Source organism: Veillonella sp. T34266-5 (genome assembly GCF_002959815.1).
In the GTDB taxonomy this organism is placed as follows: domain Bacteria; phylum Bacillota; class Negativicutes; order Veillonellales; family Veillonellaceae; genus Veillonella; species Veillonella atypica.
Genome location: NZ_PPCZ01000001.1, coordinates 63,410 through 77,459, shown reverse-complemented (window position 1 = coordinate 77,459; position 14,050 = coordinate 63,410). Strand labels below are relative to the sequence as shown.

At 39.7% G+C, this 14,050-nt stretch carries 15 protein-coding genes and 2 riboswitches; of the genes, 2 read left to right on the top strand and 13 right to left on the bottom strand.

Annotation, left to right across the window (positions count from 1 at the left end; translation table 11 throughout):
• Nucleotides 1-238 precede the first annotated feature (238 nt).
• The gene (gene thiM / locus VIHSUH07_RS00375) at nucleotides 239-1,744 is read right to left on the bottom strand and encodes a hydroxyethylthiazole kinase (RefSeq protein WP_105083492.1); all 1,506 of its coding nucleotides are present in this window, start codon (nucleotides 1,742-1,744) and stop codon (nucleotides 239-241) included.
• A gap of 4 nt (nucleotides 1,745-1,748) precedes the next feature.
• On the bottom strand, nucleotides 1,749-2,591 hold the full coding sequence (gene thiD / locus VIHSUH07_RS00370) for a bifunctional hydroxymethylpyrimidine kinase/phosphomethylpyrimidine kinase (protein WP_105083491.1): 843 nt from the start codon (nucleotides 2,589-2,591) through the stop codon (nucleotides 1,749-1,751).
• Nucleotides 2,592-2,654: 63 nt separating this feature from the next.
• Nucleotides 2,655-2,749: riboswitch (TPP riboswitch) on the bottom strand.
• Between the two features lie 81 nt (nucleotides 2,750-2,830).
• A riboswitch (TPP riboswitch) is annotated at nucleotides 2,831-2,936 on the top strand.
• Nucleotides 2,937-2,991: 55 nt separating this feature from the next.
• On the opposite strand from thiD, the gene cytX reads away from it, so the two are divergent.
• Nucleotides 2,992-4,191: a putative hydroxymethylpyrimidine transporter CytX gene (cytX, locus tag VIHSUH07_RS00365; RefSeq protein WP_105083490.1), complete on the top strand. Its 1,200-nt coding sequence runs from the start codon at nucleotides 2,992-2,994 to the stop codon at nucleotides 4,189-4,191.
• A 45-nt stretch (nucleotides 4,192-4,236) separates the two neighbouring features.
• On the opposite strand, the gene VIHSUH07_RS00360 is transcribed toward cytX, so the two are convergent.
• The 3 genes from VIHSUH07_RS00360 to modA form a co-directional block, all read right to left on the bottom strand.
• Nucleotides 4,237-4,866 carry an ATP-binding cassette domain-containing protein gene (locus tag VIHSUH07_RS00360; RefSeq protein WP_005382121.1) on the bottom strand — a complete coding sequence of 210 codons (630 nt, stop codon included), beginning with the start codon at nucleotides 4,864-4,866 and terminating at the stop codon, nucleotides 4,237-4,239.
• An 8-nt stretch (nucleotides 4,867-4,874) separates the two neighbouring features.
• The gene (gene modB / locus VIHSUH07_RS00355) at nucleotides 4,875-5,543 is read right to left on the bottom strand and encodes a molybdate ABC transporter permease subunit (protein WP_105083489.1); all 669 of its coding nucleotides are present in this window, start codon (nucleotides 5,541-5,543) and stop codon (nucleotides 4,875-4,877) included.
• A gap of 98 nt (nucleotides 5,544-5,641) precedes the next feature.
• On the bottom strand, nucleotides 5,642-6,430 hold the full coding sequence (gene modA, locus VIHSUH07_RS00350) for a molybdate ABC transporter substrate-binding protein (RefSeq protein WP_105083488.1): 789 nt from the start codon (nucleotides 6,428-6,430) through the stop codon (nucleotides 5,642-5,644).
• A 212-nt stretch (nucleotides 6,431-6,642) separates the two neighbouring features.
• Between modA and VIHSUH07_RS00345 the strand changes: the two genes are divergently transcribed.
• Nucleotides 6,643-7,632: an AEC family transporter gene (locus VIHSUH07_RS00345; RefSeq protein WP_105083487.1), complete on the top strand. Its 990-nt coding sequence runs from the start codon at nucleotides 6,643-6,645 to the stop codon at nucleotides 7,630-7,632.
• Nucleotides 7,633-7,720: 88 nt separating this feature from the next.
• Here the strand turns inward: VIHSUH07_RS00345 and VIHSUH07_RS00340 are convergent, their stop codons facing one another.
• From VIHSUH07_RS00340 to trpS, 8 genes are all read right to left on the bottom strand, one after another.
• Nucleotides 7,721-8,011 (bottom strand): ArsR/SmtB family transcription factor, encoded by a 291-nt coding sequence (locus VIHSUH07_RS00340; RefSeq protein WP_105083486.1) that lies wholly within the window; start codon nucleotides 8,009-8,011, stop codon nucleotides 7,721-7,723.
• 123 nt (nucleotides 8,012-8,134) lie between these two features.
• Nucleotides 8,135-8,581 carry a universal stress protein gene (locus tag VIHSUH07_RS00335; RefSeq protein ID WP_005375443.1) on the bottom strand — a complete coding sequence of 149 codons (447 nt, stop codon included), beginning with the start codon at nucleotides 8,579-8,581 and terminating at the stop codon, nucleotides 8,135-8,137.
• Between the two features lie 141 nt (nucleotides 8,582-8,722).
• Entirely contained in the window at nucleotides 8,723-9,988 is a 1,266-nt protein-coding gene (locus VIHSUH07_RS00330; protein ID WP_105083485.1) for a hypothetical protein, read from the bottom strand.
• A gap of 55 nt (nucleotides 9,989-10,043) precedes the next feature.
• Entirely contained in the window at nucleotides 10,044-10,802 is a 759-nt protein-coding gene (locus tag VIHSUH07_RS00325; protein WP_005375312.1) for an amino acid ABC transporter ATP-binding protein, read from the bottom strand.
• 9 nt (nucleotides 10,803-10,811) lie between these two features.
• The gene (locus VIHSUH07_RS00320) at nucleotides 10,812-11,468 is read right to left on the bottom strand and encodes an amino acid ABC transporter permease (protein WP_005375469.1); all 657 of its coding nucleotides are present in this window, start codon (nucleotides 11,466-11,468) and stop codon (nucleotides 10,812-10,814) included.
• A gap of 123 nt (nucleotides 11,469-11,591) precedes the next feature.
• The gene (locus tag VIHSUH07_RS00315; RefSeq protein ID WP_005375523.1) at nucleotides 11,592-12,404 is read right to left on the bottom strand and encodes an amino acid ABC transporter substrate-binding protein; all 813 of its coding nucleotides are present in this window, start codon (nucleotides 12,402-12,404) and stop codon (nucleotides 11,592-11,594) included.
• A gap of 103 nt (nucleotides 12,405-12,507) precedes the next feature.
• Nucleotides 12,508-12,993, bottom strand: a complete 486-nt coding sequence (locus VIHSUH07_RS00310; protein WP_005379491.1) for a hypothetical protein — start codon at nucleotides 12,991-12,993, stop codon at nucleotides 12,508-12,510.
• Nucleotides 12,994-13,021: 28 nt separating this feature from the next.
• A complete protein-coding gene (trpS, locus tag VIHSUH07_RS00305) occupies nucleotides 13,022-14,008 on the bottom strand; it encodes a tryptophan--tRNA ligase (protein ID WP_105083484.1) in 987 nt (328 codons plus the stop codon).
• Nucleotides 14,009-14,050: the final 42 nt, after the last annotated feature.

Genomic DNA, 14,050 nt, shown 5'->3' with positions numbered 1-14,050 from the left:
CAGTAGTAGGCATATAAGCTCACATCCTTTCTTTGGGAATTAGTCACTTTTATTGTAAAGTATGTGAGCCTTGTATGCTTATTTTTTGCAAAAAAATAATGTTGGAAGTGACACCGTAGTGGTGTCACCCCAACATTTATTATAGAACCAATATAAAAGACGATGACTTCGGTCATCGTCTTTTTTGTGTTCTATTAGTTATATATGTATTAAGAGTCGTAAGTCATACTATTTACTATTAAAGGCTAGATGCTAATTCTTTAAATTGTCGAGCCGCTTCATAAGGATTTTCTGCATGGGCAATAGCAGATATAACGGCTACACCACAAGCACCAGCATGGAGTACTGCCATTGTATTGTCTAAGGTAATACCTCCAATTCCAACGCATGGTAAGGTTAATCCTTCTGCCTGTAGTTCAGCTGTACGTTCCGGACCGCATGGTTCTTGTGCATCAGGCTTGCTACTAGTTGTATACATAGGACCTACGCCTACACAATCAGCATACAGTACATCTGTCTTATGGAGTTCCTCTATGGAATGGATAGATATCCCTACTACCTTACGACCTACGATATTACGCACATCTTCTAAGCACATATCGTCTTGCCCTACGTGAACACCATCCGCATTAACAGCGACCGCTAGCTCTACATCATCATTGATAATATAGAGCACATGATACTTGGCACAGATATGTTGTAACTGTTGTGCTAGTTCTAACTTCTGTTGACCTTCTAATGTACCATCGCCCTTTTCTCTAAACTGAAAGCAGGTTATACCACCACGACAAGCATCTTCTACGATTTCGAGCAACCGTTTTTTGTTAAGCTCTGTATCTTGTGTACCACACACGAAATATACCTGTAATTGATCTGGTACAACTATAGACTGCACACGATTTTCAGATACAAGCACCTCATCATCTAGCGTATACAAAGCATCCATAAAGGCTACACTAAAGCTACCTGGTTTTATTCCACTTACCTTAACAGCACTTTCACCAGCTAAACCATAATACGCCAATGCATAGGCAAAAAATTCACCTGTAGACAAGCTATCCTTAAAGGAATCATAAATTCCAAAAAAAGCTGCTAATACGGCCCCCAAGAGACAGCCTGTTCCCGTTACAGCAGTCATAATCGAATGACCATGAGGCACTGCAAAGACTCGAGTTCCATCAGATACATAATCCTCTTCGCCCGTTGCTACTACAGGACAGTTAATAAGACGCGCTAAACGATATGCGATAATGGCACTATCCGCTACCTGCGCTCCATCAACGCCCTTACCTAACGGAGAGTTTTCATCCTTATTATCAGAACTCAGTGCATCATAAACAGCCTTAACTTCACTTTGATTGCCTCGTAATAACGAAATAGAACTAGTCTTAATCAAATCTAAGACCACCGACAATCGGTAAGCTCCTGCATGACAGCCCACAGGATCAAGAATAATTGGTACATCATATTCCTTCGCTAGTTTAATAGCCTCTTTATAGTAACCAACCTTCTCAGGTGTAAGTGTCCCAATATTGATGAGCAGTGCTGATGCATACACAATAAGATCCTTTAAATCTTCACTACATTCGCTCATGATGGGCGATGCTCCAATAGCTAGTAGTCCATTAGCTGTAAAGGTTCGTACCACATCATTGGTAATACAAATCACAAGAGGATTTTTCTTCCGCAATGTGTATAATATATTGAATTCAGGCCTAATTTGATTATGCATATATGGATTCATAGCATCATCTCCTCTCATCTTTTTTCAAGAGCTCATCCATCGTTTCAGTTCCATTCGCCAATAAACCATAGGCCATGTGGTTAACTGGGCCACACCCATTGCCTAACGCTGGATTGTGCTTGATAGCAAGAGCAATATAATCTTTCGCAATACCAATGGCATCCATGACGTCTCGCCCTTTAGCGAGTTCCGCCGTAATCACTGCTGAGAAGGTACAGCCTGTACCATGAGTATGCACTGTATCATATTTGGGGCTCGTCCACGTGCGAACGCTACCATCTCTTGTGAAAGCATAATCCGTTGCATCTTCACCGATATGCCCGCCTTTAATGATGACCACTTGCGGTCCTAAATCATGTAAAATTCGATTGGCCGCCGTTGTTATGTCACTTTCACAATTAATAGACATGTCGGCTAAGACCTCAGCCTCACTGCGATTAGGTGTGATAACCGTTGCGGTAGGAATCAGTTTAGATTTTAAGAAATGTACCGCCTCATCCGATACGAGTCGATCTCCGCTAGTAGCAATCATAACGGGGTCCATTACATACGGAATATCCTTGCTCACATAAGAATAAATGAGATCCATCATTTCCGGTAAGGCAATCATGCCCGTCTTAACGGCCTGTGGTTCAATATCAGAATACACATCGTGTAATTGTCGGTCAATACTCTCTAGCGATAGATGTTCTACATGGTGGACGCCCGTCGTATTTTGAGCCACCACAGAGGTCACAACGGCCATGCCGTATACGTTACGGCTTTGAAAAGATTTTAAATCAGCCATAATGCCAGCACCACCGCTAGGATCAGTACCGGCAATTGTCAATGCAGTATGTAATTTCATAATACCTCCAAACATATAAAAACAAGACCACTCCAAATGGAATGGTCTCGTAATAGTTTAGTATTATGCTGCACTCCACTTTCCTACGCCAGTATTATCTGGATCAGGTCTAGGGTTTTGAATGGTCAATCTCAGCAAAAGCACCCCTAGTGGCAATATATTTTTATACTCTAGTTATAACATCATTATACAATCTATGCAAGAAAATAATTGACGGGGTCCTCTTAACAGCCTATAATGAAGCCATAACGGGGTGCTCACAAAAGTGGGCTGAGAGTAAGCTATCGCTTTAACCCATAACCTGATTTGGATAATGCCAACGTAGGGAACATAGAGGATTAATAGCCGAGTTCCTTTTTTGGACTCGGCTTTTTCTATGACTTCCTGGCAAGGAGGACGTATGAAAGACACACACATTACACAACCACAGTTCGCCATGATATGGTTCGGTGCCGCTCTATCTATAGCGGAAATTATGACAGGAACCTATCTAGCCCCCTTAGGGCTCACTCAAGGTCTATATGCCATCATACTGGGGCATATTATCGGCGGTGTATTGCTCTTTGGAGCTGGCCTCATCGGTGGACGTTTACGGCAAGGCAGTATGAATACTACCGCCTTCAGCTTTGGTCCACTAGGGGCTAAAGGCTTTGCCTTTTTAAATATGCTTCAACTTATTGGCTGGACTAGCATCATGATCTACGATGCTATGCTAGCCTTACAAGAACTAGCACCTCTATCTCCTATAATTTGGACGATAGCTATTGGCGCGCTTGTCATCTTGTGGCTTTTCATCGGCCTCCACAATACGGGCTATATTCAAGCTATCGTATCCGTTCTATTATTAGGTCTCACCCTTTACATGGGCGCTCACATGATATCACAATGGCCTAGTGAAGGTATCATTCTAACTAGCGGAAATATGAGTTTCATCGCTGCCCTTGAATTATCTATCGCCATGCCACTATCTTGGCTACCTCTCATCAGTGATTATACCCGTGAAAGCAAAAAACCTTTCTCCGCATCACTTACAAGTGCTACAGTCTACACTGTAACAAGTATCGTTATGTACACCTTAGGTCTTAGTGCCGCTATCTTTGGCGGCGGCGACTCTATCATTACGATCATGATGAATGCAGGCCTCGGTCTTGCGGGCCTCATCGTTATCATCTTTTCTACCGTTACTACAACCTTTATGGACGCTTACTCTGCAGGCGTATCTAGTACGACTATCTATAACAGTGCATCTAGTAAAGGTATAGCCGTCATCGTTACTGTCGTGGGTACTATTGCAGCTATCCTATATCCAATGGACGATATTACAGACTTTCTATACCTCATCGGCTCTGTATTTGCACCGATGATTGCCATCTTATTGGCGGACTACTTTATCAATCGCCAACAAGTACAAACATTATCCGCTTATCTCGTACGAGGTCTTATTTGGGCCCTATCTGTTGGTTTATACCACTATATGTTACATAGTGAAAGCACAATAGGTGCTACATTACCAACCTTTACAATGGCATTTGTCATTACAGCTATCGTTGGATTTATAAGTCATACAGAAAACTCATCTGTCGAAATAAAACAACACTAAAACAAAAACACCTTCGTAAGCAATCATGCTTATGAAGGTGTTTTACTATTCAGGTATAATAATTTGTCCGTCTTCACAGATCCAGTGTCTATCACCAACTGCATCAGCTTCGCTTTCATCATGGGTAACCCATACGCAAGGTACGTCCCATTCACGAATGATGGAAACAAGATCCTCACGCACTTGTTTCCGAAGGTTCCAATCTAATGCAGATAAAGGTTCATCAAGAAGCAATATAGTTGGTTTTGAATAGAGTGCACGACCTAAAGCCACACGTTGTTGTTCACCACCAGATAAACGCCCCGCCTTAGTGTTACGGTATTTTTCTAATCCTAAACGTTTTAATAGAGAATCACACATATCAGGTGTGCCTCGTTTACTATATGTAATATTGTGTTCCACGGATAAATGAGGAAATACGATATTGCCTTGTGGCATATATCCTACCTGACGCTCTTGAGCTGGCACCCATATATTTTGATCTCGGTCAACCCATGTTCGTTCATCGCATCGAATGATACCAGTTGTAGGTTTCACTAACCCTGCAATACATTTAATAAACGTACTTTTACCACTTCCAGATGAACCGGTTAACACCGTAATTCCTGAAGCTAAAGTACCATCGGCTTTCACAATCATAGAAGGTCTTGCTATGGTAAAAGAAAATGTAATCATAGTCCCTCCTAATTACGCCCCAAATTACGGAACAAGGATCCTTTTGTAAGGATGTGAATACCGCTCAATAGCGCTAATGTAAGCACACAAATGTAAATAACGAGTTCAAAGGCATCCATGTACTGTCCTGCCTCTACATAGGAATAGATAGCAAGTGGCATGGTACGCGTAATTTTAGGAATATTACCTGCGATTAATATGGTAGCACCGAACTCACCCATAGCACGACAAAATGCCAATATGCTCCCCGTTAAAATCCCCTTCCATGCCAATGGTACAGAGATTGTAAAAAATATGCGCAGCTCTGAAGCACCTAATGTACGTGCTACGTCCTCCATATTATGGTCTACAGACTGCAATGCGGACCGTACCGTTTGATAAAACAAAGGAAAGGCAATAACAGAAGAGGCTACAACGGCACCCGCTGCAGTAAATACGACGCCTAAACCATGTGATTCTAACCAAGCGCCGAATGCATAGCCCGGTGTAAATACCATTAGCAAAGCAAAGCCAACTACTACTGGAGGCAACACGAGCGGCAATGTTATTAGGGCATCTAGAACAGCGATACCACTCCACTTACAGCGATTCATCCAGTAACAAGCAGCTAAGCCCGTCAATATAACAATAACTAGAGCTAAACTCGCCACCCACAATGACAACCAAAATGGACTCATATTGTGCCTCCTTTCTTTGCTGAATCTCTGCCGGATAATAAATTATAACTCTATTGTATCATAAGAAAACGCTAGCCCTAAAAGCTAGCGTTAAACTCTTATTTAGAAGTGGAGAAACCGTATTTTTCTAATACTTTTTGGCCTTCTGGGCTCATTACATATTGGTAAAAGTCTTTTGCCAATGCATTGTCATATTTTTTAATGATACCAATTGGATAGATAACTGGATCATGAGAATCTGCAGGTGTTACTGCAGCAATTTCAACTGCATCACCGGCTGCAATAGCATCCGTCTTATAGATAAAGCCCGCATCACCAGCTGCTTGGCTAATGGAAGCCGTTACAGCTTTAACGTCTTTAGCATATACCACATTAGGTTCTACTTGGTCCCATACACCTAATTTTGTTAGTACTTGCTTACCATAGTTACCAGCGGGTACGGTATCTGGATTACCTAAAACAATACGTTTTACAGATGCAATTTGATGTAACTCAATTTTAGGTTGTCCTTTAGGAACTACAAGAACGAGTTCATTTGTTACAAACGGTTTTACATCTGTTACTAAATCTTTATCTTGTAACATCTTCATATTTTTTTCGTCTGCAGAAATGAATAAGCTTGCAGGTGCACCTTGTTCAATCTGTTGACGCAATGTGCCAGAGCCAGCAAAGTTAATTATGATTTGATCATCTGCTAAGTTATGCTTTTTCTTGTACGCATCAGCGAGTTCTGTAAGAGCCCCCTTAAGGCTAGCAGCTGCTTGAATCGTAATCTTTTCAGAAGTACTTGGTTTTGCGCTATCCGTAGTTTTACTTGCATCATTACCACAGCCTACTACAAAGGCAAGCATACAAATACTCATTAAAACTAATAGAATTTTTCTCATACAACCTCCTGCTCCCTACGGAATTAATACATATAAATGCTTAAAAATATAAACCTAAACACTACATCCTATGGTATGATACTATTATAAAGAAATCAGGTATAAACTATATATGAAATATAATCAATATAATTTATTATATTATGATTATACCTGAAGTATGCCATGATTCTAATCACAATTATACATATTATAGAACTCTAGGTGAGACCATGAATTTATTAACATTAATAGGCCATATCTTCATGAATTCCATGATTCCTATATTTATGCTTATAGGCGTTGGATTTGTATTAGATAAAAAATTCAAACTTGACTTATATACACTGAGCAAACTTAATTTCTATATATTATTGCCCACTTTCGTATTTAGGGCAATGTATGAGGCGAAATTCACTTCAAGTACATTAGAAATTGTTTTCTGTGCACTGTGTGTACTCATACTAAACTCTATTATTTCTGAAATTGTTGGGCGCATACAGGGCTACGATGTAGCTAAAATCGCAACACTAAAAAACTGTGTCATGTTCAATAATGTAGGAAATATGGGTGTGGCCCTTGCCATCTTTGTATTTGCTAATGTCCCATATGTCATCGATGGAGCTACGCCCTATGCCAACTTAGGGCTCGTGAGTGTAGTATCTATCATGATTATTCAAACCATTACGAGCAATACCTATGGATTCTATCAAGCAGGTGCAGGTCGATTAAGTACGAAAGATGCACTAAATGTCGTATTCCACATGCCCATGGTATACGCCATTCCACTAGCCTTACTATGCCAATTATTGCCATTTGATCTTCATGGGCTCTTCTTCTTTGCTCCCCTCAACATCTTCGCTAACGCCTTTGTTGGCGTCGCGATGATAGCCTTAGGAGTACAAATTAACAGAACGCCACTGAATTTTTTTAAAGCTGACGTCATGCTAGCCAGTGCATTACGACTTATCATAAGTCCCCTATTAGCTGCTATTATGACCATACTATTTATTATCTTCTATGGTCCTATGCATCCAATTGCAGCACAAACAATCGTCATTACCTATAGCGTACCAACTGCTATCAACATGGCACTCATCGCTATCGAAATGAAAAATAATCCAGAATACGCTACGCAAATCGTAATGGGTACCACCATATTATCGGCAGTGACCATGCCACTCTTTATCACATTCGCTTATTATATATTTCCATTATACTAAAAATATATACATCAAAAGGGAGCCCCCAGAGGCTCCCCTTTCTTATATCTAATTCATATAATGCAATGTGATAGACCAGGGCAGTACTCTATTGATGTGATACGTGATCCATACCCATTCGTACAAGGCCTTCTACATGGTTATCATTTAAAGAATAATATGCAGTTTTCCCTTCCTTGCGATATGTTACAAGACGAGCTTGTCGCAATACTCGCAACTGATGTGAAATAGCAGATTGTCCCATGCCCATTGTCTCTGCAATATGATTAACACACATCTCATTTTCTAGCAGTATCTCAACAATCTTTAGGCGCGTTGGATCACCAAGAATCTTAAACAATTCTGCTAACTTTAACAATGATTCGTTCCCGTCGATCATAGGGATCCTTTCTTCTAAACTAACACTAATAATCTATCTAAATTTAAATACTATCTTTATGATATCTATTATATACAAAAAAAGGCTTTGTACACAATGACAAAGCCTTTAAATTGTATGATATTATTTAACGACCAATACTGGGCAAGAGGAATGACTTGTTACATAGCTACTTACACTACCCATGAATAAGCCTTTCAAAGGTCCAAGACCACGGCTACCCATTACAATAAGATCAGCATTATATTTTTTAGCAACTGCTAACAATGCTGGGCCTGGGGAACCAACTTCAAATACAGATTTAACTTTAACGCCTGCAGGAATTTCTTTCACTACATCGTTCAAGATTTCTTTGCCTGTTTCTTCCATGTCTTCTGCAATTTGTTCAGACACATAACCACCAGAGATTGGTGTTTGATCAAAGTTGGAAATAGCAGATACAATATTTGCTACATGAACAACAATCAATTCTGCTTTGTTACGATCTGCTACTGCAAGTGCATGTTCTAGTGCACGTTTAGCATTTTCAGAACCATCAGTAGGTACGACAATAGTTTTGTAGGTAACCATATTAACCCCTCCTATTTCTAATCCCCATGAAGGGATATGATTAAAAATCGTTTAGTCTATTTATAATATTCTAGACGAATTAGGAAAAATCCTCTTTTTTTGATTAGGATTTATATACATTATAGCACATTTTTTTGCAGATTAAAGAACTTGAGACGAATTATTGATATTTAAAGAATTCGTTAACTTAAATCCATCTAAAATATCGATAAATTCAGGCGTCGTCAACACAGTATCGATTGGTGCTATCATGCGAGCTACACCGACATTGCCATTATTTCCAAGAATAATCGTAGCTCCGAATGTAACAGTTTCCGCCGTATTCGTATCTGCTACTTCTGGATTCTTCATTGTCCCAGCTACATAAAACATAACGGCACCATCAATAATATGTGTTTCATATCGTTCAATGGTGGCCTTATTTACATCCACCAAGGATTTTACGTATTGGTCACCTAGCATCTGCTTGCCCATCATCGTAGGCATAGCAGTGCTCACCGCTTGTACAGGAACGGAAAAACTTTCTACGTCGAGACGAATCTTATCCTTTGTGAAAGTAATCTTTTTAGGGTCATTAATGCGTGTAAACCCTTTAGGACTAACGAATTTCAAACCTTCTGCGACGTTGATATCACTGGAACCTGACAATAGTTTCTTAACATTATTTAATGTAGAGCTACTCTTCTTTGTATCTAGCAAGGAAAACGAAGGAACTGTCGTTTCCATAAGTCCTTGTTCCATAAATTTAGCCTGAATAGGTGGATACGTACTTACGAGATTATAGCGATGCGTTGGATCTTTTTCCATAATGAATTCAACTTCAAAAATAGAGTGAACCTGTTCCGTAGATGTCATCTCTGCATAGGACTTTGGTGTCGTGCGGCTCCAGCGTGCTGCTTGTGCCCCTTTTTTAGGGAAAAATCCGCCCACTATATCATTAGTATCAAATACATTACTATGTTGTCGCCAAATACGAAGGTATTCTTCATCCGTCATACCCTTGATTGGAACATCGTACCACGTTGTATTCCACACCTTTTGTGACACATTGCCTTGCGGTGTATTATTTCTCTTTGTAAAAGACACAGTATAGGCATCATCTTGATTTGGGCCAGACAAATTAAAGGAATAGCCCTGTATATGTTCACTTTCACTGCGTACATCCATATCGATCATAACACCATCATTTACACGCCAAGGAATGGTGAAAGTATAACCATTTTTCGTATCCTTTACAACCGTATTCATCTTTGTAGCATACGATTTATATTGCTCTGGCAACACAGAAATAGCATCTTGTTGAGAGGCTTCAATAGCCTTTGGTGTAGCATGATCAGGAGATGCACCATACGCAACGCCAGACACAATAGACAAACCAGCTAATGCTAATGCGATAGGTAGTTTCATAAAATTCCTTTCATATATGTGAAGGTACCACCTATGATTACATAGGTGGTAAGGATTATAACATATTTTCTAAAAAAGCTTTAGTTCTAGGAGATTGCGGATTGGTAAACAATTGTTCCGGTTCCCCTTCTTCTTGAATGATACCATCCGCCATAAAGATGATACGATCAGAAACTTCGCGAGCAAAGTTCATTTCATGAGTAACAATGATCATGGTCATTCGATCATCGGCTAATTGTTTGATTGTTTTTAATACTTCCCCTGTCAATTCTGGGTCAAGGGCAGATGTAGGTTCGTCAAATAACATAATTTCAGGATTCATGGCTAATGCACGAGCAATGGCCACTCGTTGTTGTTGACCACCAGAAAGTCTGGATGGATACATATCGCGTTTATCCCAAAGGCCTACCTTATTAAGTAGACGTTCTGCTATCGGCATAATATCGGCCTCTTTCATGCCTTTCACCATGCGCGGCGCTACCATAATATTTTCAAGAACCGTCATATGTGGAAATAAATTGAAGGATTGGAATACCATGCCCATGCGAAGTAATAGATCATGCATGGTGTGTTTATCAGCGTACGTAACGATACCATTAGCACCAGTAGATGCCAACGTCACGCCATCAACGGTAATAGTACCACCGTCAATCGTTTCCAACTGACCTAAGCAGCGCAAAAATGTAGATTTACCGGAGCCAGACGGACCGATAATAGATACGATTTCGCCCTTATTCATTTGCAAGGAAACATCTTTCAATACCACATTATTATTAAAGTGTTTCTCTATGCGTTCCATATTTACAAAAGTCATAATTACCTCTTACTCATCATATACAGAGAAACGTTTTTCTAAATAATTAAAGATATTCGTCAAAATAAATGTAAAGATTAGATAGAATATAGCGGCCACAAGGAACGCAGAAATATCAAAATCACGTTGTACAATAGATTTTGTAATACGCAAGATATCGTTCATAGCTAATACGTATACGAGGGATGTATCTTTTAATAAGTTAATCGTTTCATTGGCGAGCGGTGGTAAGACGCGTTTAAACATTTGTGGCAAAATGATGGTGCGCATCGTTTGACCATATGTAAAACCAAGTACCTTTGCCCCTTCGTATTGACCACGTGGAATGGATTGAATACCACCGCGGAAGATTTCGCAAAGATAGGCAGCATAGTTAAGTACGAAGGTAACCACTGCCGCTGTTGCATCATCCATTTGAATAGCGCCATCAGTCATAATCGGTAACGCATAATACATAAATAGAATTTGTAACATCAATGGCGTACCACGCATTAGATATACAAAGGCTTCTACAATTTTATCGACTACCGGAAGCTTAGATAGTCGCAGTAAAGCCAATATGATACCACCAGGTATAGATAGCACCCATACGACACAGAACAGTGCAATAGTGACTTTAAGCCCATCCGCAATGGTCGGGATAATCTGCAATAAATAATCTAACATGAAATACTCCTTCAAAACACGAATAGAGAAGAGGCACATGGCCTCTTCTCTAGTGTACATTTCGTTCTTTAATTATCAGTTGTACATACTGACCACAGTACTATTAGTATATCACGAATTGTACTATTTAGCATCGCTCTTATCTAGGTCTGCGCTAGAGCCCAACCATTTTTCAACGATTTTATCAGCAGTACCATCTTTTTTCATTTCAGCTAAGATACCATTGATTTTATCACGCAATGCCGTATCATCTTTACGGAACCCTACAGCAAAGTTATCTACGCCGTAATCAGTACCTTCTACGATTTTGTATTTACCAGGTTCTTTTGTCATGAGGTAACGAGCGATAACACCATCGGCGATAACTGCATCAACACGACCAATACCAAGATCCATGAATGCACTTACGAAATCAGCATAGGATTTGATTTCTTTAACGGTTTTACCACTAGGATCGTTTTGTAATGCTGATTCACCAGTACTAGCTTGTTGTACACCTACGACCTTGCCAGCAAGATCAGATTTACCCTTGATAGCATTATCATCGTTACGAACAACGATGTATTGTTTATCTTTCATGTACGTATCGGAGAACAAGATATTTTTCTCACGTTCAGGAGAAACAGTTAAACCATTCCACAATACGTCGATTTTCTTAGATTTTAACTCTGCTTCTTTACTGGACCAGTCAATCGCTTTAAACTCAACGTCCATACCAGCGCGCTTAGCAGCCTCTTTAGCCAAATCGATATCTAAACCTACGATTTCACCTTTATCATCTTTAAAGCCCATTGGTGGGAAGCTATCATCTAAGCCAATAACAATTTTCTTAGGTAATTGAGTATCAGCATTCTTTGTATCACTACCACAACCGCTTACAAAAGCCATCATAGAAACTGCAGCCAAACCTACAGCCATAATCTTTTTCCAGTTCATAATATCCTCCACACAATATGTTTTAGGTCATGTTTTAACTTATGAACCTATTATACTTTAGCATGTTAAAGTTGTAAATAGTTAAATCAATAAATTTACAAAATTATATATCATGGGTATCTCTATAATGTTTTATAGCGGCTTGAAGGCGCATTTTATCCTTATATGGTGCAAGTTGCAGATCTAAGGGCACTACATAAATGCCACCATGCGTATTGACAGCTTGCAGTTCTTTCCAGTCAGGTGTAAACCCAACTACGCTTTCAAAAGGAACATACACATAGTAATCGTCTAAATTAATGGCACTACGGAAATAGTCACGTAAATTTGTCGGTCTCTGCTTGATGACAAAGCCTTTTTCACAAATATATACAAGTACCACATCGAGCCCGTGTACCCACCATAATAAGCAAACAACTAAAGCATAACAAAGCATGCGATTACCTATATCATGTGGAGCCCATTTAATGAGGGCAACACAAATTACAATGCCTAGAATCCGTCCTAGCCACTGTACGGCCTTATGTGTGGTGACCATGTGCTTTACATGGCCACCCGAAAATCGTTCGCTTACCTCTTGTTTTGTCATAATTGACCTCAAAAGTGTATGTAAATACTTATTTACGGCAAAGCCCCATCGCTTGTTCAACCTTGCGATACATCATAGATGCTTTTGCATGTGCTTTTGCAGCACCTTCATCTAAAATGACATCTAGTTCAGGGCTTGTTATGAGTTCATTGTATCGTTGTTGAATTGGTTCAAGTGTTGCTACAAGCAAATCAGCAATATCCGATTTAAATGCACCATACCCTTTACCAGCATACATTTCTTCGATAGCTTCATAGCTGTCATTTGTGATAGCACGGTAAATGCCCATCAAGTTAGAAATGCCAGGTTTGTTTTCTTTATCGTAACGCACCGCATTGTCAGAGTCAGTTTGAGCGCGTTTCAATTTTTTCACGATCAAGTCTGGTGCATCCAAAAGACGGATTGTAGCATTTTGGTTATCATCAGATTTACTCATTTTCTTAGTTGGTTCTTGTAAGCTCATAACGCGAGCACCACCTTCAGATACCTTGATATCTGGTACAACAAAGGTTTCCCCAAACCGACGGTTAAAGCGTTCCGCCAAGTTACGAGTTAACTCTAAATGTTGCTTTTGGTCTTCCCCTACTGGTACATAATTAGTACCGTACAACAAAATATCTGCTGCCATCAATGGTGGGTATGTAAGCAAAGCTGTTGGAATGGACTCGCCTTGCTTTTGAGATTTATCCTTATATTGTGTCATACGTTCTAATTCGCCTACATAGCTAATAGATTGCATAACCCAACCAAGTTTTACATGTTCAGGTACTTCGGATTGAACAAATAATGTTACCTTTTTAGGATCTAGGCCAACAGCGAGGTATAACGCAGCCAAATTACGAGTATTTTGAAATAACTCTTTTGGATCTTGTGGTACTGTAATCGCATGTTGGTTAACAATACAATAATAACATTCATCAGTATCTTGATAGTCTAAGAAATTACGTAAAGCTCCCAAATAGTTACCAAGTGTCAATTCACCACTTGGTTGGATGCCGGAAAATATAACTGCCATAATAGTCTCCCTATATTGAAATAAACCAACAGTGCCGAAGCA

What these genes read in the sequence shown, in the direction of transcription:
- thiM (WP_105083492.1), bottom strand. Translation starts at nt 1,744, where the DNA reads ATGAATCCATATATGCATAATCAAATTAGGCCTGAATTCAATATATTA.
- thiD (WP_105083491.1), bottom strand. Translation starts at nt 2,591, where the DNA reads ATGAAATTACATACTGCATTGACAATTGCCGGTACTGATCCTAGCGGT.
- cytX (WP_105083490.1), top strand. Translation starts at nt 2,992, where the DNA reads ATGAAAGACACACACATTACACAACCACAGTTCGCCATGATATGGTTC.
- VIHSUH07_RS00360 (WP_005382121.1), bottom strand. Translation starts at nt 4,866, where the DNA reads ATGATTACATTTTCTTTTACCATAGCAAGACCTTCTATGATTGTGAAA.
- modB (WP_105083489.1), bottom strand. Translation starts at nt 5,543, where the DNA reads ATGAGTCCATTTTGGTTGTCATTGTGGGTGGCGAGTTTAGCTCTAGTT.
- modA (WP_105083488.1), bottom strand. Translation starts at nt 6,430, where the DNA reads ATGAGAAAAATTCTATTAGTTTTAATGAGTATTTGTATGCTTGCCTTT.
- VIHSUH07_RS00345 (WP_105083487.1), top strand. Translation starts at nt 6,643, where the DNA reads ATGAATTTATTAACATTAATAGGCCATATCTTCATGAATTCCATGATT.
- VIHSUH07_RS00340 (WP_105083486.1), bottom strand. Translation starts at nt 8,011, where the DNA reads ATGATCGACGGGAACGAATCATTGTTAAAGTTAGCAGAATTGTTTAAG.
- VIHSUH07_RS00335 (WP_005375443.1), bottom strand. Translation starts at nt 8,581, where the DNA reads ATGGTTACCTACAAAACTATTGTCGTACCTACTGATGGTTCTGAAAAT.
- VIHSUH07_RS00330 (WP_105083485.1), bottom strand. Translation starts at nt 9,988, where the DNA reads ATGAAACTACCTATCGCATTAGCATTAGCTGGTTTGTCTATTGTGTCT.
- VIHSUH07_RS00325 (WP_005375312.1), bottom strand. Translation starts at nt 10,802, where the DNA reads ATGACTTTTGTAAATATGGAACGCATAGAGAAACACTTTAATAATAAT.
- VIHSUH07_RS00320 (WP_005375469.1), bottom strand. Translation starts at nt 11,468, where the DNA reads ATGTTAGATTATTTATTGCAGATTATCCCGACCATTGCGGATGGGCTT.
- VIHSUH07_RS00315 (WP_005375523.1), bottom strand. Translation starts at nt 12,404, where the DNA reads ATGAACTGGAAAAAGATTATGGCTGTAGGTTTGGCTGCAGTTTCTATG.
- VIHSUH07_RS00310 (WP_005379491.1), bottom strand. Translation starts at nt 12,993, where the DNA reads ATGACAAAACAAGAGGTAAGCGAACGATTTTCGGGTGGCCATGTAAAG.
- trpS (WP_105083484.1), bottom strand. Translation starts at nt 14,008, where the DNA reads ATGGCAGTTATATTTTCCGGCATCCAACCAAGTGGTGAATTGACACTT.